General features: G+C 43.8%; 16 protein-coding genes. 12 read left to right on the forward strand and 4 right to left on the reverse strand.

Translation table 11 applies throughout. From position 1 onward, the window contains the following. Nucleotides 1–7: 7 nt before the first annotated feature. The 4 genes from M0R33_RS17305 to M0R33_RS17320 all read left to right on the forward strand — a co-directional run bounded on the left by M0R33_RS17305 (nucleotide 8) and on the right by M0R33_RS17320 (nucleotide 5,771). The gene (locus M0R33_RS17305; protein ID WP_292572101.1) at nucleotides 8–1,723 is read left to right on the forward strand and encodes a hypothetical protein; all 1,716 of its coding nucleotides are present in this window, start codon (nucleotides 8–10) and stop codon (nucleotides 1,721–1,723) included. Nucleotides 1,724–1,730: 7 nt separating this feature from the next. Further along, nucleotides 1,731–2,774 (forward strand): hypothetical protein, encoded by a 1,044-nt coding sequence (locus tag M0R33_RS17310; RefSeq protein WP_292572104.1) that lies wholly within the window; start codon nucleotides 1,731–1,733, stop codon nucleotides 2,772–2,774. A gap of 13 nt (nucleotides 2,775–2,787) precedes the next feature. Further along, entirely contained in the window at nucleotides 2,788–4,674 is a 1,887-nt protein-coding gene (locus M0R33_RS17315; RefSeq protein WP_292572106.1) for a hypothetical protein, read from the forward strand. Between the two features lie 89 nt (nucleotides 4,675–4,763). Then, on the forward strand, nucleotides 4,764–5,771 hold the full coding sequence (locus M0R33_RS17320) for a hypothetical protein (protein ID WP_292572108.1): 1,008 nt from the start codon (nucleotides 4,764–4,766) through the stop codon (nucleotides 5,769–5,771). On the opposite strand, the gene M0R33_RS17325 is transcribed toward M0R33_RS17320, so the two are convergent. Then, the gene (locus tag M0R33_RS17325) at nucleotides 5,772–5,957 is read right to left on the reverse strand and encodes a hypothetical protein (RefSeq protein WP_292572111.1); all 186 of its coding nucleotides are present in this window, start codon (nucleotides 5,955–5,957) and stop codon (nucleotides 5,772–5,774) included. 184 nt (nucleotides 5,958–6,141) lie between these two features. On the opposite strand from M0R33_RS17325, the gene M0R33_RS17330 reads away from it, so the two are divergent. Next, on the forward strand, nucleotides 6,142–7,641 hold the full coding sequence (locus tag M0R33_RS17330) for a hypothetical protein (protein WP_292572113.1): 1,500 nt from the start codon (nucleotides 6,142–6,144) through the stop codon (nucleotides 7,639–7,641). A 4-nt stretch (nucleotides 7,642–7,645) separates the two neighbouring features. Here the strand turns inward: M0R33_RS17330 and M0R33_RS17335 are convergent, their stop codons facing one another. Then, complete coding sequence (locus M0R33_RS17335; RefSeq protein WP_292572116.1) at nucleotides 7,646–12,280, reverse strand: metallophosphoesterase; 4,635 nt, start codon at nucleotides 12,278–12,280, stop codon at nucleotides 7,646–7,648. On the opposite strand from M0R33_RS17335, the gene M0R33_RS17340 reads away from it, so the two are divergent. The 3 genes from M0R33_RS17340 to M0R33_RS17350 are packed head-to-tail and all read left to right on the forward strand — an operon-like array spanning nucleotide 12,233 to nucleotide 13,798. Beyond that, nucleotides 12,233–12,850 carry a hypothetical protein gene (locus M0R33_RS17340; protein ID WP_292572119.1) on the forward strand — a complete coding sequence of 206 codons (618 nt, stop codon included), beginning with the start codon at nucleotides 12,233–12,235 and terminating at the stop codon, nucleotides 12,848–12,850. The genes M0R33_RS17335 and M0R33_RS17340 overlap by 48 nt on opposite strands. Then, on the forward strand, nucleotides 12,847–13,296 hold the full coding sequence (locus tag M0R33_RS17345) for a hypothetical protein (RefSeq protein ID WP_292572121.1): 450 nt from the start codon (nucleotides 12,847–12,849) through the stop codon (nucleotides 13,294–13,296). Before M0R33_RS17340 ends, M0R33_RS17345 begins: the two co-directional genes overlap by 4 nt. A gap of 52 nt (nucleotides 13,297–13,348) precedes the next feature. Continuing rightward, complete coding sequence (locus tag M0R33_RS17350; protein WP_292572123.1) at nucleotides 13,349–13,798, forward strand: hypothetical protein; 450 nt, start codon at nucleotides 13,349–13,351, stop codon at nucleotides 13,796–13,798. 46 nt (nucleotides 13,799–13,844) lie between these two features. Here the strand turns inward: M0R33_RS17350 and M0R33_RS17355 are convergent, their stop codons facing one another. Next, the gene (locus tag M0R33_RS17355) at nucleotides 13,845–15,734 is read right to left on the reverse strand and encodes a hypothetical protein (protein WP_292572125.1); all 1,890 of its coding nucleotides are present in this window, start codon (nucleotides 15,732–15,734) and stop codon (nucleotides 13,845–13,847) included. Beyond that, a complete protein-coding gene (locus M0R33_RS17360; protein ID WP_292572128.1) occupies nucleotides 15,697–15,915 on the reverse strand; it encodes a hypothetical protein in 219 nt (72 codons plus the stop codon). Before M0R33_RS17360 ends, M0R33_RS17355 begins: the two co-directional genes overlap by 38 nt. A 76-nt stretch (nucleotides 15,916–15,991) precedes the next feature. Here M0R33_RS17360 and M0R33_RS17365 point away from each other — a divergent pair, with 76 nt between their 5' ends. The 4 genes from M0R33_RS17365 to M0R33_RS17380 all read left to right on the forward strand — a co-directional run bounded on the left by M0R33_RS17365 (nucleotide 15,992) and on the right by M0R33_RS17380 (nucleotide 20,654). Further along, entirely contained in the window at nucleotides 15,992–16,951 is a 960-nt protein-coding gene (locus tag M0R33_RS17365; protein ID WP_292572131.1) for a hypothetical protein, read from the forward strand. A gap of 189 nt (nucleotides 16,952–17,140) precedes the next feature. Then, nucleotides 17,141–18,325: a hypothetical protein gene (locus M0R33_RS17370; protein ID WP_292572134.1), complete on the forward strand. Its 1,185-nt coding sequence runs from the start codon at nucleotides 17,141–17,143 to the stop codon at nucleotides 18,323–18,325. Between the two features lie 305 nt (nucleotides 18,326–18,630). Next, the gene (locus M0R33_RS17375) at nucleotides 18,631–19,962 is read left to right on the forward strand and encodes a hypothetical protein (protein WP_292572137.1); all 1,332 of its coding nucleotides are present in this window, start codon (nucleotides 18,631–18,633) and stop codon (nucleotides 19,960–19,962) included. Nucleotides 19,963–20,039: 77 nt separating this feature from the next. Next, the gene (locus M0R33_RS17380; RefSeq protein WP_292572139.1) at nucleotides 20,040–20,654 is read left to right on the forward strand and encodes a hypothetical protein; all 615 of its coding nucleotides are present in this window, start codon (nucleotides 20,040–20,042) and stop codon (nucleotides 20,652–20,654) included. The last annotated feature ends 234 nt before the right edge of the window (nucleotides 20,655–20,888 follow it).

The following is a 20,888-nucleotide window of genomic DNA, read 5'->3' on the forward strand; positions in this document are numbered from 1 at the left end:
CGAAGCCATGAGCACTGCTATAAAGCCAGCAGAATTTAGTCGCCTTACAATCTCGGAACAGCTTTCCGCACGCGAATTATTGTGTTCCGGCGGAAGCCAACAAACGCCATCTATTCAAATAAAGTCGCCAGATGGGCAAGTGCAGATAGGCTTATTTTTTGATAACACCTCCCAGAAGCTTTGCATTTCATCAAATGGCGTGATTGTCGCGAAATTCGGCAAAGATAATTTCGTTGAATTGCCCGGAGGATTTAAACTCGGCGATTCTGTTATTAAATCTGTTGATGGAGTTGACGCTGAATCTGTGATGACACGCGCGGCAATCACGAAATATGTGCACGAAAATATCGTAAACAAACAACAAGAAGTGATATTTGTGAACCGCATTCAGCCGCAAATCGCCGATACTCCTGTGACTGTCGATGGCACACTGCGCGTAAATGGCAGCATTTCGCGCACATACGAAACGATTTTGCCGCGAATGTTTAATCTTGAAGAAATAGTGCAAAGTGGCGTCGCAATTGCGGCAGACGGCGGCGATATTCTGCTCGATAATAGTCATGGCGAAACGAATTATTCCATTGCGAATATCGCCATATCGTGCCCAACGCAGCAATTTGACCCAGACGAAATTCTCGCGTTGAAAATTAGCCTAAAACATATTCGCGGGCGCGAAGTGCTTATCGCTCTCGACCCATATGGCTCTGTGCATTTGTGGAGCGGCATGCCAACCATCGAAGTGTTGTGGGATTCATCGCAGAAAGCCTGGATTCGCCAAGATTCAGTCTATTCACTTCCTGCAATCTCACAAGCGAATATCGTTGCGAATATCGGCGGCTTCGAATTTCATCGCATTGCAGCATGCGCAAAATGCAATACGATTGGCATTATCACAACAACGCACGGCGATAATGGACTCGCAGAATTGCCGGCGCTTTTCGTCGCATTTACAAGCGCGGCAAAAATTGCATCACGCCCTGCGACACTTATCGAAATTGCGCCCGCTGCGACTGCCGAAATGCATTTTGTATTGAACGCATTAGGCAATATTGCAGTTGTTACACTTAATGAACAATGTATTCTGTTTCTCCGCGATGGCGAAATCTGGCAAAAAGAAATACTTTCCCCATTATCCGCGCCGGCAATCGCTCTGTCGCTTACTGATGCCGGCTCGCAAATATTATTCCAAACAAGCACTGAATTAATTCTCGCGCGGAAAAACGCAGAACATATTTGGACGCGGACTACAATTTTCGCAAATCCCGCAATTGTGTTATCTGCGTGTAGCGGCAGTGGCGATATTATCTTTGCGATAACAAGCGAGAATAAAATTATTGCAATCTTTTTCGGCGAAACAACGCGCGAAATTTACGCCGCCGATTCCGCGATTAATGCGCTTGCAGTTTCTGTATCCGCAGAAACAATCGTCTTCGCACAAGGAAAAAGTGCAGTTATTCTCGATTATATTTGCGGAGGAACTTATAGCGTTAATTGGGTAATTCCGACAAATGCCGCAATTGCAAAATTGGCAATATCCGCCGATGGGAAAGCTATCGGCATTCTTGAAGTTGACGGCACGTTTAGCATTTATTCGCGCCAAGTCCTCGCATGGCAGCGGTTAAATTTGCAAAACATTCCCGGCGCGATTGATTTTTCGATATCAGACTGTGCGGGTTTAATATATATTATGAGTTTGGCAGGTGTCATCTCACTCATCCATTAAGACAGAAATGTTAAATATTACGAGAGAACGCGCGAGTTGCCAATATGGCACAGTGAAGACTGTCGCATTTGTACGCGAGCAGCAAATGGATGCCGACGCGAAAGTGATATTCGGCAATACGCGAATCGGCGCGAATATTGATTCTTTGTTTTTTGAAACGAATGGAAAAACGCTCGCATTCGGCGCCGATGGGCTGAATGTTTCGGCAATGGGCGATAATATTTTGGGCGTTTATTCGCGTTTGGCGCGAGCGGGCGCCGCATTATCCGCCATTGGAGACGAGAAAACTGCATTTAGTATCTCTATCTCTCGTAGCGCGCAAGATGTGAATATCACAGGAAATCTTGCGGTAAATGGGCAAATTATATCGCCAATGATGCACGCTGCACCGCGCGTAATTGTGACAGCGCATGAATTTCATTACGCGCCGCTGGTTGACCAAATGCGAATCGACTTTGTTTTATCGCCGAAATTGGGATTAGCGAAAGTATTTATTGTCGGCGATATCGCCGGCGAATATATCTTGCTGAATTCCGGGCAACGAATTGCATCCGCATTGAAAAGTGGCAGTGATTGGTTTTCTAATGCCAAAGCTAATTCCGTTGCAACGCCATGCGCGAGCTCCGCCGAAGGTGGCGAGGCTTCGCCGAGTAGTGATTATTGCTCTGGCGAAATGCTCAATCTTGTTGATTTGGGCATAAATACGACATATCCCGGCGGCATTTTCAATATTTCAATTCCGCCAATCGAAGAACACAGAATTCCACGCCCAAGAAGAGAAATACTATTTTCCTCGCCAGAAGTTGGGCAATTATCGCGTTATTTTTATCACCAGCGCACTGGCAGATTCGCGGCGATTTTCAGCGATTCAACAATTAAGATTTACGATATATCTGAATTATTTGTTCGGCAGTTATCGACCGCGAGTATCCAATCGCAAGACCTCGGAGAAATTGCCGCGTTTGATGGCGAATATTTAAGAATTCGTTCAAAAACGAATTCAGCGGATTACATATACAGAGCAGGCTCTTCTGAAATAACAATTGTGTAAGTGGCGGCAATTCATGGATTTCGACAGAGCTTCTTTTGAACAACTCACTGTCGCAAAAAAATTATTCGTCAATGGGGATGCATATTTCAGTAGTTGGCAAGATTCCACTCCGCATCCCGGCAGATTAATATTTTCTGGTCTGAGAACTTGGTCTATTACCACTGATTCTGGCGGGCTTATAGTAACGCGCCAAGAAGGAGATAAACAAATAGAAGTCGCGCGAATAACTCCCGCCGGCGATTTATCTGTACGCGCTGTGAAAATCGCGAATATAAATATCGCGGATATCATTGATACGCCTATTCCGCGCCCTATTCCGCCGGAACGCGCAAATGCAGTTCTTACGACTGCCGCAATGATAGAATTAATAAATCAAACTATCGCAGGAGAAAATGTCCCAGATTCAACACTGCGCGTTCGCGCGATAAACGCGCCGGATGCGACTACGCCAATTGCGATTAACGGTAGTATATCGGCATCCGGCAATGTCAATTGCGCTTCTCTTGCTTCTATTCCTCGTATTATTGAAAATCTCGCGGCAGAATCAACATTCGATATGAGTTGCGCGAATGTTTGGTATATTCGCAGTTGCGCAGAAACGCGAGTAACCGTCAATTTAGATTTCTCAAAATGCGCAATATCATCGCCACCACAACAAATTTTATTCGAATTTTATTTAGATTCTAAAGTCGCGCAAACAACAATCGCATTTATTCGCGGCGCACACACTGGTGGATTTATTTTGAACAGAGAAACACGGCAAAAAGAATGCAGATTATTATTTGACGCTCGGCTATGCCTCGCCCGCAACGCGGACGCCGATGCGCAAAGAATGCCGCCGGGGCGCGAATATATGCGCTATGACGAATCGCGCGATTCACTTTTGCCTTCACGCAATTGCGCAACAATTCTACGCAATTTCGGCGCGAATCATTACGCGGCATTGGATGATGCATTTCTTGCGATTTCGGCGCCTTCCTTTGCGGCAGGAAGCGGTCTTATTCGCGCATTGACGCTCGCGGCAGATATGAAAGCGATTGTTGATTATAAGGAGCTTCCTTTGCCGCCTCTCATCGCGAATACTGCCAATTTAGGGGAAAGTTTCGTCATCTGCGATAATGGCGCGATAATCAGTATCGAAAAAGAAAGTCATCGGCAGATATATTGGGCGAATACGACCACGAAAATCGCGCAAGTCGCTGAATCGCCAATTTCGTGGATTGCCGAAGGCTGCAGTTCTGCGCGGATGATTGTAGGCGGCAATTCGGCAACTGGAGCATATTTCATCGCAAAAAAAGAAAATGTAATCTTTCCTTTCGTATTTAACGCGCTTCCTACAGCTGATAGTGATTCGGCGATTGGTGGATTTCTCGCCGCAGAATCCGGTATTTTCTTCGGATTCGGCAGAAAAACACTACACATTTATTCTCTTTCGGATGCGCCCAACGCATCGGGCGTTCTTATTCGGAGTGTTGCGATTATTGCCGCGGATATCAACATGCAAATTCGCGGAGTATGGAGCGACGCATGCGGCAAAACATGCATCATTTCGACGCAAGGAAATGCATTTAGTGAGATATTATACTATGAATGTCAACCGAGTGATTTTACACTTCGCGCGCGAATAGAAATTCCCGCAGCGGAGCCGGGCGCATTTTATGGCTGCTCAAAACAGGCGATAAAATTATCTCTCGATGGGCGTTCGCTTATTATCGCGCCGGCAAATATAAAGTATGGGCGGAGGGTATTCGTTTATTATCGCGCCGGCGGTTTGTGGATTCTTAACTCCACGATTCCAATAAGTGCAACATTATCGCTTGGAATGATGAATATTGTCGGTCCCGGCGATAATGCGTTTGCCGTGTGCATAGCTGATGCAGGATTACAATTGATAAACTAATAGTTGGCATCACAAAGTCTTTTTTTGTTTCTCAGCACAATGAGTATTCTTCCTTATAATGAATTGAATTACACAAAATATAATTAACAATGATGGCAATGCGTTGTGATGGTGAAAGCGATGCTCGTCTCTTATCCGCGTTATGGCATTACTGCGTAAACCCTATTCAACAGGTCATCGCAATGCCGTGCGTAAATTTATTGCCGATTTTGCGCGATGATTCACCGTGCGTTTTTATCGAACATTTGCCGATTTCGCCGGCAATTAGCCCACATGCCGCGATATTCATTCCCGCGGCAAAAAAGCAATTCGCGACAAATTGGCGAAGTCTCGCATATAATGCGCGCAAGAAATCGATTCGAGAAAAAGTAAAATACGCTGCAATTATTTACAACGCAACTTATGAAGAATTGCTCCGCGTGACAAAATTGAATCTGCGTGGTTTAGTGGTTTTCTACGTTACGCATGAAAGTGAGCGAACATCCATTTTCGCAATTCGGCACGCGATTACTTCGCAAATAAATACTATAATTACATTTATTACGCAGCGTGATGTCGCAATTGCAATTGCCGCGTTGCTCGATTATCTTCTGCCTGGCAATATTCCATTTATCGTGCAAAAGGCGATTGCGAATTTCCCTTCGATAACGGTAAATTATCAAAAAAGAATAATCGCGACATTTGAAGACATATTTCAATCTTTAGCAATTATTCCACCACCGGTATGTGGCAAAATCGGCATTTCCGCGTCAGCGGATTCGCCAATGCAGCGAATCGTGGAATTTTGCAAAAATGTCTTCCTTGAATTGACAAAGGGCGACCGAGGCGGATTAATTATCACGGCGTCTCATGATAAAACCGAGAGCGCTTCATGTAATTTCGCAAACATCATAATAACAAACTCGCCGGTTGAGGATACTGATTCGCGAAGTACTGGTAAGATAACAATCAACACTAATACTATTCATGATATGTTCATCACGGCATACACAATTGCAATAGAAATCATTCCGCCCAAATTGGTAACTACATATTCTGATGACTTAGAATTGAACTGCGCAATAAATGAATTGCAGCAAAATGGCGGACCCCAGTAATCATTCTGGCGCGTATGCGTCCAACACATCATCGTCCCATAATTGCGGCTCTGAATGATTGATTGTCGCCAGAAATTTAATTGCCACCGAACTGATAATCGCAATAGCAAACGACTCCACACAATTTGATACGGCGCTCACCATCTGCCAAATTCCGATTAACGGAAATAATAATACCGTGTTCATTTTCGCATTCATTTGCTATTATTTTTTCTCGCGGAATATATAAAGCACAATCGCAGCGTATTTCCAAATATGTTCACAGATATGTTGCCCGTTTGGGTTTGGTTCTTAATCGTGCTGATTATTCTCATTTTGATATTCCGCAAACCAATTTGCGCATGGCATCGCCGCTGCACTGGTGGCAAAAATGAACACATCGTTATCAATATGGGTGATGCATATATGCCAACGCCCGCTGAACAAGTGGCGAATAGCAGGCTTAGCAACTTGCCGCAGTCGCCTAAATCGCTCAAGGATACGTAAATTTTTACACGCGAATCGCGCGCGTTTCTTCTTTTTTGAATGGCAACTAAATATAAGTATGCATCTTCCCGATATAATAGGTAGTATTATTGCTATCATTATTATTCTCGTAACTGCGTTGTTTACTGATATAAGAATGTCGGCAACAGATAGTGATTCGCGAGAATGGCAAATCGCGGGAGGTAAGAAAAAATCTACGAGAACGCGAGCACCCGCAGCACATTCGCGCACTTTCGCGATATTTGGAGATACAGGGCTCAAAAAAGACCACCTTATCTCATTAATGCAAGGAATTGGTTTTCAACAAGTGAGCGATGCATCGCGAGAGAAATTTATCAATTTCGTATGGGTTGAAATGGTATGGCAACACGACCGCTTCTTCGCATTCGATAAGAAATCTTACGGCATAAGATGTACACTAAAGAATATTCTTAGCGATACAAAGCATATCATAACAAATAAAGCGCGATTTCATGAGGAATACGCACGGCGTTTTCCTGATTGCCGTGATATTGCGATCACGCGCGCGTTATCCGCAGTTAGCGAAATTGGGTCAAATGAAATCCTTATCGTTCGCCCTGTGCGACTGACGAATAGTGTCGCGTGTTCCGGAAATGGTATAATTCGCGTTACAAACGCCGAAGAGCTCGCAGCGGCGAAAAAGCGTTATCCCGATAGCGAAGATTCACGCGAAGCGCAAGAGCCGAAGGCGAATTCACGCGAAGCGCAAGAGCCGAAGGCGAATTCACGCGAAGCGCAAGAGCCGAAGGCGAATTCACGCGAAGCGCAAGAGCCGAAGGCGAATTCACGCGAAGCGCAAGAGCCGAAGGCGAATGCAATTATCTCGAAATATATTCGTAATCCGCTTCTCTGGCATAATCGCGAAAATGGAAGAGATTATAAATTCCACCTTCGAATGTATTGGTTGGTTATTTCTGGCAATACAACACAAAGTATTCTTTGGAATATCGCGAAAATACTTACTGCTGCGAAACCCTATGAAGATGCGCATTTCGAAGACGCTGGCATTCATGACACTCATATTAGCTCAACGACGCGCAGTCTTTTCTTCCCCAACGATTTAGGAATACCCGCAGCTGATTGCGAGACTATTTTCGCAAATGCGAAACGCGCACTTCGTCGCGTGGATGAAATTTATTTGCCACTCGCAGCGCCATACAGCGAATCGCGTTTCGCATTCGAAGTATTCGGCGTTGATGTGCTTGTTCGCAGAGATTTAAGCACGATAATCTTAGAAATAAATGATAGAGTTGGTTTTTCTTCGGTTAATGGCGCGTATGACGCTCCGTATGAAGAATTCACAAAAAAATATTTCGATTGGATTTATGAGAACGCAATTCATCCTGTTTTTAGCGCTCAGTAATGCATCACTCGCCATCTTCTCCATCTGCAGTGGAAGATGCTGCTGAAGCCGCATCGTCCTCCGGCAAATCCGCAGATGATGACGCGTCTTGCTTTTTATTCCATTCATCCGCCTGGTGCATTAAATCCGCACTTATGCCGATTTTCATTAATTCTTTTATTCTTTTTTGCGCCGATATTTGATGCGCTTTGCTTCTGCAATGGCGCGTTAGATAAGTCCGCGCGAACTCTTTATTACAAGTATTACAATGTAATCTCGTCTTAATTGCCGCCGGAGAAATAAATGGCGAATTTGACGCAAAGATAAAGAATCGCGCAATTGGCGAAAATGTATCCATAGATTTTGTCGCCGATTTCGATGCGGAAACCGGTATAATCGCGATTTGACCATCTTTTGTAATTTTTGTAATGCCGGAAATATCAAAATCTTCTGGCGCTTTTCCATATTTTATGCACGAGCCGCCATTTCGCGTACGCATTATTGGAATCACGCTATTAAACGCGCAATGCATCTGCTCGATATGCGAAATAACGACGAGGAAACTCAAATCCATGCTTAAATCGACCAAGTGCTCGCAAATATTTTGTAGATTGTCCGCATCGAGACAACCGAATCCTTCATCTAAAATCATGAATTGTGGCATTGTGATGAGCGACGTCCGCATTAGCGCGCGCCGAAATGCGAGCCCAGCGACAAACCGCTGATATCCGCTCGACAAATCAATTGGCGATTCGCTACCATCAGCGTTCACTGCGAGAATATGAATCGCCGCAGAACTATAAACGCGCGGTTGCCCGTTGGATTTTATTCTTGCTGAATTCATCGTCGCCATTTTACTTTTTGATACAATCAACGGCTGCCCATCTTCATCAACAGAAGTCTGAATTTTTATTGTAAACGCATTGCTGCCATGCCGCACAATTGAACGCAGGACATTATTTGTTTCTTGCTGTAAATCGCCAAATGCCCGCGCGAGCATGAGATTTGGAATACCATATTTCGCATCGAGCGTTTTCTCATAGCGCTCAAAGAGGTCGATTTGGCGGCGGAAAATACTGACGCTCTTCATTTCGGCATCAAAAACAGACAATTTATCTGTTATCTTTTCAATATCTGCGATGATATGCGAATGCGCGCAAAGAATAGATTCGTATTTTTCGCGATTGCGGCGAATTTGCTCTTCTGTGCGAATCATTTCATTGTAATCCGCGATTTGCTTCTTGAGCTGCACCAATCTGTCATTCGCTTCAATGATAGTATCTTCCTGGCGAGTGAGATTTTCTTTCGCAGCAGAAAGGCGAACTTGCGCGCTTTGAAGCTCGACAATCGCTCTATCAAGCTCTGAAATCGAATGAAATTGCTTATGCAATTCTGTAATTCGCGCTTCTGCCGCACGAGCTTCGAGAATTTGAGGGGCATTTTTTATCGCGAATGAAAGTTGTTCCAATTGTCGGCGCATTGCATCCGATGAACTAAATGCAGAAAGTAGATTATTGTAACTAAGAATAGTCTTCTGCTTCTCTTGAAGCGCTTTGAGAAGCGCGTTTTTTTCTTCGAGTTGCGCGCGAATATCGAGAATAGTCTTTGCGCAGCGAATTGCGGCTAAATCTGCGCCGATTTGCGCATTCTGCACAATTTTATCATGATTGCGCTCACAGAAGATTAAATCGCGCAATCTCTTTTGTGCCACATTTTCGTTAAAATCAGCAGGAATTATCTTTGCTGCATCGCGGCGCTCTAATTCCGTGAGAATCGCCGGAAGTGTTAGACCGCTTGCTAGCATACTACTGGCTGCCAAATCATGAATAGTCTGCTTATTTTTTTGACAATCTGCACAATTGTCGCTCCATTGCAGATTTATTGACTCGAGGAATCGCTGCGCCAAAAGCGCATCGCGGCATTTAGCCAGCGTTTCTGTCGAAATTGCAGCGAACTGCGGCGATGGTTGCAATTTCGCGCAGCGTGAATATGCAGCAATTTGCGCGGAAATCGCATGAATCGCATCGGCAGTCGCATCAGCTTTCGCAATTGCGCAAGAAGAAGGCAATCCCGCATCGAACGCCTCAGATTGGCGCTTTTCTGCAGCCGTGAGTGTTGCAGCATTTTCTTTAAGATGTGGCGAAGCACTCGCCTTTGCTAATTCCGCACGCAGCCGTGCGTCCAATTGCTGTATTTCGCGCTGTAGCGAAACTAATTGCACAATTTCGCCGCGCAAACGCTCGTTCTCTTCCATTCGCGGTAATAACACACTGATTCGCGCATGCTCTGATTCAGCGACAGATTTCGCGGGTGGATTTGAAGAAAGAATGTTAGTATCGAGAATAGATTGGCATTTCTTTATTTCCGCGCTTATTTCCGTCGGCGATAATTTGCCAACTTCTGCCACAGATAATTCTTCAATTTTTAATTTCACTGCAGCTTCTGCTTTCGTAAGCGTGACTATTTCTCGCGTGATTTGCTCACGCCGCTCGAGATGCTCGCTGATTTCCGCTAACATTCCTTCAACAGTTATTTTCGGCTTTGCAACGTAGTTTAAATGTTCCATCGCATCGAGAATAATTTTCGCTTCTTTAAGTTGCCGCGCGTAATCCTGCTCATTCGCGACAAGTTCGCGCCGTGAATTACGAAGATAAGCGCGATTTTCCTCATTATATTCGGCTTCTTTTACTTGAAGTTCTGCCGCGCGAAGACGATGTCTATCATTTGTGCGAGAAAGAGCGGTTTTCAAATATTCCCAGCCTAAAAGATGCATAATCAGTTCTCGCCTGTCATGGTCTGTTTTTTGGAAGAATCCTTGCGGCTCTTGTGTAGATAATGCCGTCGCGAGAAAAGTATCGGCAGTTCCGACAGTGCGTTCAATTTCTTCATACGTTTTTGCAATTGTTTCGCATGTGTGATTTTCATCGCCGACGCGATAAACGATTGTTCCTTCGCGCATATTCCAGCGGCGATATACATCGTGAATTTGTAACGATGTTACAGCGCCGGGTATTGCAACACTAAAGCGAACGCGGCAGAATGCATCCTTCGATTCAGTATTAAGAACAAGTTTCGAAGAACCGCGCACAAAGCAATTAAATAGCGCTATCATCAAAATGTCAAAAATCGCGCTTTTGCCCGCGCGATTCGGCGCAAGAACGCCGAGAAGCGAAGATGAAAGATTCTCAAAAGAGATGAAATTTGTCTCACTGGAGTCATAGCAGAAAAGTCCCGACCATTCGAGCGAAAGCAGATTCCAGCGTATTGAGCGCGCAACAGGGACGATGTCAATTATTTCGCGCATTGTGTCGGCGTGTAAGCTGATAACTGCGTCAATATCTTCTTGCGTATCGCGAGGAAAATACTGTTTTAGTATCATAGTAATTAGTTCCGCATGATACGTCATTTGCGCATTCCAATTATCGGCGGTGCACGATTGCTGCAAATCAATGCCTGGCGCATTGTTGGCTGTCTTGCTGCTTAAAAACTGCGAAATCGAACTGCATTTATCGTGCGCGATATGAAATTCTGGGCGAATTGGCGATTTTACGGATGTTAGCACAGTGGTGAGTTTTTCGCCGATGAAATCAATATCTTCTTTTGCTACACCCGCCGCGGCATATACGAGAACGCGCGAAACACAGTTGGTCAGAATTTGTTCTGTATTTTTGCCATTTGCGCGCATCGTGTATCGCCTGCCATCCGGCGAATCTTTTATCGGCGCCATATCAAAGCGGACTTGGCATCCTTTTGATAAAATCGGCACAAATTCTGGAAAAAGTGCCGGAACGCATCTTTTCTGTTGCGTCCAGCGAATAAAGCCTTTATCAGTTGTACTGCCGATATCGAGCTGAATGAGTGAGCCGGCATAAACAATATTATCTTGAATTGCTGAGTCATGAACATGTCCGCACATTACTGCAGTGAATCCAGTGAAATTCCGAACACTAAATGTATCCGCTGAACACCGATAAATACTCGGCTGATAATTGAAGCCGCTGATGAAATCATGCAAGAGCGCAATATTTACTCGCTGCGGAACTGGCGAGTAGGTGAGATTTTCGTTGCTCGAAAGTGGAGAATAAACATGAAATAATACGCCGTCAATTTCCGATATTCCTGTTGTTCCAAGGAAATAGAGATTTTGCGCAGGGCGCAGTGATTTAGATGTAATTGGCGAAAGTAAATCGAGCATACCAGTATTATTTAAATTCGCATCGTGATTGCCGGGAATAATGATTGCGTACTTTACTAATCTGCAGAGTTTCGATAAATATCGAGAGAAATCTTCGATATTTTGCGCAGAAAGGCGTGTTTTGCAATGAAATATATCGCCGACGACAACGAGCAGCTTCTCTTGCGCGACATCTGCGGCAATTATTTCCGCGAGTTTATCTATTGCTGCCGAGAGGCGGTCTCTATCCGAATCGCGAATATGCCAATCGGATGTCTGGTATATGAATCTATACGGCATGGCAATCGGCGCTATTTCTTGTTGCGCAGATATTGTATTCGGCTCCATCTTATATTCTTGACGTTGTGCGCAGTTCAAAAAAGAAAAATTGATATATGCTTCTTTTTTGAACCGTGCAATACCCGTAGAAATAATTAGATGAGTGATATCATGCCTGACTCGAATGTCTGCATTGCTGATAGACAAGCAGACATCAGCTCCACCAAAGGTGTCGAGCCGGAGGCGAGCTCGCCATTAATGAATCCATCATTAGCAAACTCTACATTACATGTAATCGCTATGGGTGATTATCTTCATTTGCGCGAATTTCGTGCTATCGCGTGTGTTTGCCGCGATTGGTGCGAAATTATCCACGACATCGTTCGGCAGAAAAATCTTGTCATAACTCGCGTAGAAATCAAAAATAAAATTATATCGTTTCGCAGGATTGATGGTGCTCCGCCGGATATTTTAGAAGGACTATATGGGATTGTCTCGTTTCGCGAAATCAATGATTTCCAAAGACTTTCAGAATTTATTACGCTGGATACACCATTTTCAATGCCGAACAAAACGTGGACTTTTCGCGAGATGTTCTCGCGATATATTTGCCGAAATGCCGAGTTATCATCTTGCATTATTGAGTGTTATCCTCGAAATGCTCCAAATCACAGCGATTGGGATAATGCCATTAGCAATTGCTGCGAGCGGTTATATTCGAGCAAAAATAAACTTTCGCCATTAAATGGAAGTTTATTCCAAAAAAATTCAGAATGATTCTTAGTGTGTGCGGTTATCTTAGTCATTTGGGAGAAATTGGCGGCAGTCGTTATGAATCGGTTGTCGAGTCTCAAACGAGGAAACTTGGCGACGGTGTTCCCGAAAATGATGCAGAAACTCTTCTACGTAAAGAGCACTCTGATGCGCTACATGAACTTATTAACTTCGTGGCGATTATTGAACACGGACAAAAAATAGAACGAGTGCATCGGAGACACTTTACTGCAATTGTTGAACTTTTTCCAGAATCGATTCGAGAAGAAATTAGCCATTTTCTCGAACGAGAAGTACGTACTGAAGTAGAGTGGATAAATACGCATGATGCGGAAGAAAAGCAGCGGCTGCTTATTGAGAAGAATCCAGGCATAACGCCAGAGCGTCTTCGGCGTTTGGAATTTCTCGAAACACAGCGGAAGTATTTCGGCAATCAGCCGAAAGAATAAAAAAATTCTCAATTATCTTCTTTTTTTGAATAAACACGGCTATTAATCAAATATGGCGAAAGGTAAATGTATCGCAATTGATATGGATGACACTTTCATAATTCCGAGCGAGTCATCTGCCAGTTCGCCGAAGGCTCGACCCCTCCGGGAGAATTGCCCGCGCTTAGTTGATGGCGCGTTTGAAATTCTCCGCAGTACGCGAGATTTAGCGCGGAAATTTGGCTACGTATTTGTCGTTCTTTCGAATAATTACTCAGCGTCTGCGATTTGCGATGCGGCTGGAGTAAGTTGTCTATTTGATGAGATTATATATGCCAACAATATGTATACCAAATCTGTGTCTCTGCATTCTGCTGGTTATGACGCGGAACTTTCGTGGCTCGTCGATGATAAAATGGAGAATATTCTTCAATTCGAAAGAGGATGCGCTGGAGGAGTATGCGTGAATGATTGGGATTTACGCGCGGCATATTTATCGCTCGTAGCGCGCTTAGAAAAATAACGCAAAAAATCCGAAGATGAATCGCGATTCTTTTTTTGCACCGCGATTATATCGCGCCAACCATCCGCAAGATAAAAGCAATTCGCTCACGCATGAGCGCAATATCGCACGCTGAAACACGCGAATCATATGGCGCGTAATGTTCGAATATCATCGCGAGAATTTTCATTTGCGGCTTGAGATAATCTGCCGCATCCGCAGGATAATCGCGTATCATTCGCAACAATTTCGCGCAAACATTATCCCTGTGTTCGCTAGCGAGGTACATTTCGCCTCCACAATGCAAAGAATATGTTTCCATACTATTTCTGAGCCGTGGATTCCATGCGCTTTGGATGAAATATTCCTTAGTGAGAATTTGCCCAATGATAAAGCTGATGCAATATTCGCGCATCAGTTGCCTACGCGCGAAAGTGTCTTCTTTTGGATGCAGTCGGCGTACGAGTTGCGTCCGTTGTAAATCGAGAATATTGCCGTCAAATCCATTACATGTGACGATATTGTCCACTTTTCGCAAACATTCGCCGCAAGAAATATCCAGCGAAATGATGAAATACGCTTCTTGATTCGCGCACTTCATGCGGGACGCGTTGCGCGAATCGAGAAATAAGTCGCAGCGCATTTTAGCGGCTTCAGCGGGAAGAAAACGCGGCGAAGAGCTCGTTAGACTTCTGCGAACGACTGTCGCAGATAATACTTGAAGCATTTCGGCGGCATCGATTGGTCCGCGAATAAGTACAATCTGCGGTGTAAATTTATCTTTTGCGAAATATGCGAAGCGAGTCTGCTGGACTCTGCATTTACTGAGCGATAAAAACGCAATCGGCGCGAATGTCTCGGATTCCGCTCGGATAATTTCATCTTCCCATCGCGGAAGTGCGATTTCCGTACACTTTCGCGCGCTAAATTCGTTTAATAGCCAGCGCGACGAGTGCGCCGCGGCGAGTGTTCTGTGATGAGTGAAATACTGTGTCGCCGAGCGTTTATCCAATTTGGCGAATTCCGGCGAAGCCGTCGAGCCTTCGGCGAATTCTCGTGGTATTATCGCGGCGTATTCGCCACTCGGCGCGGGAAATTCCCAGATTATTCGCCGCCGAAGCGCATCAAAGTCAGATTTCGGCACTGAATTACGAGGCGGAACATCATCGACACTTATTTCACAATCTTCGCAAAAACGAGAAATATCCATGCCGAAATGCGCGCATACATACAACATCGAAACATAAGCGCGCAATTCTCGTTGGCGTGCTTCGCAATAAAATCCGCTTTCGTTTATCAATTTTACCCAATCAAGGCAGACGCGATGAACAACAGTAAGATAAAGAAATAGCCATCCATCCTCGGCAATTCGCGATCCGTTGGCGAGCATTTCTGGGCAAATTGGCGAAAGCGCGATTGTGTTAATCGGAATATCAGAATACTGGCATGTGCAAACCATAGCGCCGAAGAAATTTGCGTATTTGAGAAATTTAATATAAATGCGCTCTCTTTCAATTAATCGCCCACAATTCGTATTGGCGCGAATCGCAAGCGCGATATTTTGGAGCATTTGAACACGCCATGAGCGCTTTAGATTCGCGCGATTTTGTTGGCGAATGCATGTTCGATAAAAGAAAAGATTTTGCGATTTACGCAGCGCACATAGCGCGTAAATGGCGGTGAGTATGTCGCGATGATTCGCATATTCGCGAATGCGAGTTAAAAGCCTATCGAACGCGCAGATACAATGAATACCAGCATGACCCACTTCTTCTATAAAAATTTCGCGCAACAGTGCGGAAAATCGCGCAGGCGAAATATTTGCCAAGAATTCGCCAGCAATAGCAATTGCCGCCACGGAATCACTGGCGCGAATCGCACATGCAAATCGTATTCTTGCGTCTGTGAATTCTGGGGCTTCATTTTGAAAATATCGCGCGTTTGTATCTTTCGGCATTCGTGTAAGCTATATTGCTTTTTTCTTTTTGAATTAAGATGAACAAAGGATAATAATCAATGCCGTTGTCTAGTGACGATTCGCCAGTTTTAGTGGAACGCATGCCGCCTACGCCGGTTCTAAAACCGATAATTTCAGCAATACTGCCACTTCCATTGAATCTTGAAACGAGTGCTGACATTGCGGAAGGATACTCGAAAAATTAGGCGGAGTCTTGTCGCTTTTTTTGAATCAAGCCACGACAAATAAATAAAGGAATGATTCGCTCATCGGCAATCCAATTCACAGCCGCAATATCGCGCGAAGAAAGTCCAATTTCCCTTATTTCGTCGTATGCTGCGCAGACTATTTTCGAATATTTGCGTAACTCAGAGGAATCGCTAAATATTATCTACACCAAGAATATCTTCGAATGGTGCGGCATTAAAACACAATTATGGTTTTGCCAAATTAATAGCAAAGATGAAGTTCACCACGAATTAATCGCGGAGAAACCGCCCGCATTTATCAATACAACATTCATATGGCTGCGCGATAAGTTATTCGCATTCGATTTACCCGATATGTACTCGTGTTATATTGCGCGAATCACTACATTCACACGAATCAGTGAGAATAATTGGCGCGAAGAAGACCTTTCAGTGGACGAAATATGCCGGAAATCGCTATTACCAGGGGGGACATCTCATTTTTGGCGACAAATTATTTTCCCGGAATTCAAATGCGGAACGCGTAACAATTTCCGTCGATTTGGACGCTTTATGTTGGGCATCGTGGGCGAAAAAATATTCTGCTTTGTAAATGGCGATGATATGCTGCGATTATACAATGTCAAAAAACAGCAAATTGAATCAATTCCACTTCCTTATGCGAATCGATTTGAACTGCCACCAGATGAAAAACCATTTATCAATATCGGCGGCATGCTATTTGGATTAGTTTCGCAATCCGCAGATGGAGCGTTCGTTGCGCGATTCGATACACAAACTGGTCTTTGGCAGAACGTTTGCAAGGTGTCTGGGGATCAGTCTAATATCCAGTTTAGCAACATGTTGAATATTGAATGGCGCGGCAAATTCTGCGTTGTATCAAGAAATTCTATTAGGGACGCGGTGGAACTCGTCATGATTGATCTGACGACTGGTAAACCGAAGATAATTAAATTATCAGAAGATATCATTGGACCACAATACGCATTTTCTTCGGAAAATTTTTAAATATGCCGGGATTCGCGTGCGAATATATTAGCGGATTAGTTGTTAAATCGCACGGCACAAATGTGTATTGATGAAGACAATACTGTTTATGTTTGCTAAAACGCAACTCCCGCGTAGCGGTCGCACTTCGTGCTCGAGCATCCGGCGAACTCTTTTTTTGAATGAGATACTAATGGAAAAATATACCGCATGGAAAATGTGGAATACGATGCAATTGTCGTGGAATTTCGGCGGCGTATTCTTGCAGGTGAAAATGCGCATTTACATCATTTTTTTGAATTAATCACCGCTGTTTATACAATGACAATACCATTTCCGATTTGCTTCGCATCGGACCATATTCGAGAGCAAGCCATTCAGCTTACTGCAGCAATACCGAATGAAAGAAGTCCGTTCTCCATTGTGTCGCCTTATATCATACAGACTATCTTTGAGCATTTATGCGATGCTGTATCGCTAAATATCATCTGTGTTACTAAAAGTGATCGCAATAAATTAAGTCTTTGCCAATTTACTGATGATTTGCCGGATAATATTCGCCGCGAAGCAGTCGCGCGAAAATGCATTCTCGATTCGTTCGATATAAATAATGTATCTTTTGTCAGATTGGATCGCGAGTTTTATATGATTGTCAGCGGACCACAGTATGGTTATGCGGATAATTTCAAAATTGAGACTAAGTTAACAAGGGCGTATGGTGGCAAATGGTTAACAAGCGGACCCCTTGGAACAAGCATACCTGGTTCAATGCCAACACTGATGCAATATCAAAATAAAATCTACGCAGTGGATTACTATGTGAGACACGCTGCTTTTCATCTTTGTGACGAACTTAAATTTTTCGACCCACTTGTCGGCAATTGGCAAATTTTACCATTAACCAAAAAATCTGCCCAAGCAGCTTCATTTCACATGAGTTACTTCTATTCGGGTATAATCGATGGAAAAATCTATTGTTTCGAGGAATACACTAATGCATTGTATTTAATCAATATCGAACAACGGACTATCGAGTATAAATTTACTAACGATACCATTCAGCTCGTATCAATGCGCGGATTACCGCTTGTAGCAATAGATAAGTCGCTATTCGGAATACGCGTCGATTATCGTCCTTATAGTGCGGATAGAATCACACTTCAGCGATTTGATGCGCCAGATAATACCTGGCATACTATCGAACTAAGTGAGCAATTTAGAATTAATTGCCCTACGCGCGTTATGATGGTCGAATGGCATCGCAAACTTTACACATTCGCCGAATATTGGCATAATACGATACTTAAAATAATCGATCCAATTACGGGAGTTGTCGAATCAGCGAATCTGCCAGACGAATTTGCAACATTGCCATTATTCGCATTCGTCGCGTGAATAGAGATTCATTTCTTTTTTGCGAAAAAAAGACGATTTACGCCAAAGTTTCCGTGGAATCCCGCGACAATATTGACGATGTGCATTATTACGCCGTGGTTGACAAATAACGCAATAGCTCGCCGAAGGTGTCGAGTCTTCGGCGAGCTTCGGAGTCTACAGTAATTGTGCGAATGAAGCGCACGTCTGTTGAATTGCTTATCATTCGCGCGAGCAGACTCAGGAACATAAACCGAGGATTTTAAATCGGTATATTGCATTTGATCGCTTTTTGAAAGTGGACAATTACTCTTATAAGCGGCGATATGGACCAACGTGCTACCATTAAGGATATTCCATGGCAGCCGATTATCGCCATGATAAGAAAAATCTATTTTAATGAAGCATCGCCTTGTCTATTGAACATGCCGCAGATTTTATTCATGAATCCGGCATTTCTAAGAGAACTACTTGATAGCAATTTTCTTGCGCAATTTATCGATCGCGATGCAATTGAGTTTTGCAAATCATCATTCTCGATTGCGCAATTGTTTATGCCTGAACATCCGCATAGAATATTCTTCGAGATGTGTTATCCGATGTGGTTATTTTCGAAGCAAAACCCGCAATTTCGCGCGTTTTTCGAAAGAATGCTCACATTCCAGTTCGAGCGAACGTATCGCGATATGAGTCCAATTGCACTTTTAGAAAAATTAATGGTTGATTTTGATTACATCGAGTCATTTAATCCGAATATCGCCAGGGAAGAAGCAATAGCATTTACTGGTTATTTAATTACGCAGTGCCTAAGTGCTGTAAATTTAACACAGCTACAAGTGGTACAACTCATGACGAGCCCCGGGTTTCGATGGAGACGGATAGACTTAAAAAGCGCTTTGGCATTAAAATTCATGCCGGACATATTTGAAATTTTGCCGAAATTTAAAGATGATATTTTGTCCTCAAAATATTTCGTTACGCGTCCAGAAGTAATTCGCCACTGCTTATTCGCACTAAAAGGGCATCTTACGCAAAAAGAAATCTCCGCACTTCGCGATGAACATTGGTCAATTTCAGTAGAACTTGCGAATGTCGGCATTATTACGCCGAAAACTGATCCGCATCTATTAGTCACATTATTTCACAGATATTTTTGCGATGAATGCAACGAAGTGCTGCCTTACAAACAAAAAAACACGATTCCTTATCCGCTACTATTCGGATTGCAAATTCTATTGATTCGAGGATTTTCTATCTTCGCAAAAGATGAACGTGGCTTTAATTTGTGGGATTTAGCGCATTACTTTTTAATGCCGAGCTCCACCGTAGCGGTCGAGGCTTCGGCGAGCTCCCGCGTAGCGGTCGAGCCTTCGGCGAGCCATAATGCCGCCGCTGATACGCCTACTGCGAAAATTATTGCGGAAATCGAGCGTTTTGCAGCACGCGAAATAATTCTAATGGCATTATATTCGCGACTCGGAATTGATTCGCCTTTGCGCGCGATTATGGGGCAACTAAATATTCTCCGCAAAATTTTCAAATACGCTGGAATTCGCGTACGGCGAATCCCTGCCGATTTTCGGGGATTGATTATAAAATCTAAAATGGATCGCAAATATCATAGCCACATGGACGATGATACGATTTTAGTCGTGTAATCGCTTCTTTTTTGATAAGCTACGGAGAATCGTGAGAATTAAACAAAATGAATATTATAATTATAAGATTATTAACCATGATGGCAACCGTTCCAAAAAAAGAAGTATTTGTCGTGTTGGTGATTCCCGAATCAAACCAGATATCATCTCTTGCTGGTATCTCGCTTGAAATAATCGCGCCAATTGGCGAAAATCGCGATTTCGCAGATGGGCAGCACATCATTATCGCATCATTTTCCGATATTGATGAATGCATGGCATATAGCGATGCTCTGCACTGGATTTATTCTTTCGGGTGCGCAGGTGCTGTTAATACACATTTGCCAGATATTTCTTTCGGTGTTATTTCTGAATGGCTGAATACGGTGTATAGTAAATTACTATCTTATTTCGATCCAATTTCGGATGAATCCGAGAATAAAGCATATTGCGTGCTCTTCGATAAAAAATGCGATTTTCCGCACAACAGCGTAATGAATGTTGGCATCTTTCCAGACCGCCAAACGCAGCCGTGCAAATGTTTTTCCATCGAAAATGGAGAAGTGCGGCTGACTTCCGCGATTCCAACGGAAATATTCTGCATCCAAGGAAAAACACGCGAAATTGCGCATAATCGCGCGATGGCATTTCTGAAAACGTATCCCGCACTCGCGCCATTTATCGAAACAAAACACATGTCGATTGGACTATAAATTTTGCTAATCGAACGGAACTTCTATTCTTTTTTTGAACCGCGTTCATCTCTTATAAACGAGAAATGGCAGAAGTCACACCTTCGTCAAAATGCCGCGAGATAAGCGATATTCAAGCTCAGCGAAGCCTCGACACCTCTGGTGGAGCTCGGCGAAGCCTCGACACCTCTGGTGGAGCTCGGCGAGCCGCGGCGATTCAATTCGTATCAGCGCTGAGCGATGAAAACAGCCCAA

Source organism: Methylomonas sp. (assembly GCF_023228165.1).
Lineage (GTDB): Bacteria > Pseudomonadota > Gammaproteobacteria > Methylococcales > Methylomonadaceae > Methylomonas.

What these genes read in the sequence shown, in the direction of transcription:
- M0R33_RS17345 (WP_292572121.1), top strand. Translation starts at nt 12,847, where the DNA reads ATGATTCTTAGTGTGTGCGGTTATCTTAGTCATTTGGGAGAAATTGGC.
- M0R33_RS17310 (WP_292572104.1), top strand. Translation starts at nt 1,731, where the DNA reads ATGTTAAATATTACGAGAGAACGCGCGAGTTGCCAATATGGCACAGTG.
- M0R33_RS17350 (WP_292572123.1), top strand. Translation starts at nt 13,349, where the DNA reads ATGGCGAAAGGTAAATGTATCGCAATTGATATGGATGACACTTTCATA.
- M0R33_RS17330 (WP_292572113.1), top strand. Translation starts at nt 6,142, where the DNA reads ATGAACACATCGTTATCAATATGGGTGATGCATATATGCCAACGCCCG.
- M0R33_RS17320 (WP_292572108.1), top strand. Translation starts at nt 4,764, where the DNA reads ATGATGGCAATGCGTTGTGATGGTGAAAGCGATGCTCGTCTCTTATCC.
- M0R33_RS17370 (WP_292572134.1), top strand. Translation starts at nt 17,141, where the DNA reads ATGGAAAATGTGGAATACGATGCAATTGTCGTGGAATTTCGGCGGCGT.
- M0R33_RS17340 (WP_292572119.1), top strand. Translation starts at nt 12,233, where the DNA reads ATGAGTGATATCATGCCTGACTCGAATGTCTGCATTGCTGATAGACAA.
- M0R33_RS17355 (WP_292572125.1), bottom strand. Translation starts at nt 15,734, where the DNA reads ATGCCGAAAGATACAAACGCGCGATATTTTCAAAATGAAGCCCCAGAA.
- M0R33_RS17365 (WP_292572131.1), top strand. Translation starts at nt 15,992, where the DNA reads ATGATTCGCTCATCGGCAATCCAATTCACAGCCGCAATATCGCGCGAA.
- M0R33_RS17305 (WP_292572101.1), top strand. Translation starts at nt 8, where the DNA reads ATGAGCACTGCTATAAAGCCAGCAGAATTTAGTCGCCTTACAATCTCG.
- M0R33_RS17375 (WP_292572137.1), top strand. Translation starts at nt 18,631, where the DNA reads ATGGACCAACGTGCTACCATTAAGGATATTCCATGGCAGCCGATTATC.
- M0R33_RS17315 (WP_292572106.1), top strand. Translation starts at nt 2,788, where the DNA reads ATGGATTTCGACAGAGCTTCTTTTGAACAACTCACTGTCGCAAAAAAA.
- M0R33_RS17325 (WP_292572111.1), bottom strand. Translation starts at nt 5,957, where the DNA reads ATGAACACGGTATTATTATTTCCGTTAATCGGAATTTGGCAGATGGTG.
- M0R33_RS17360 (WP_292572128.1), bottom strand. Translation starts at nt 15,915, where the DNA reads ATGTCAGCACTCGTTTCAAGATTCAATGGAAGTGGCAGTATTGCTGAA.
- M0R33_RS17380 (WP_292572139.1), top strand. Translation starts at nt 20,040, where the DNA reads ATGATGGCAACCGTTCCAAAAAAAGAAGTATTTGTCGTGTTGGTGATT.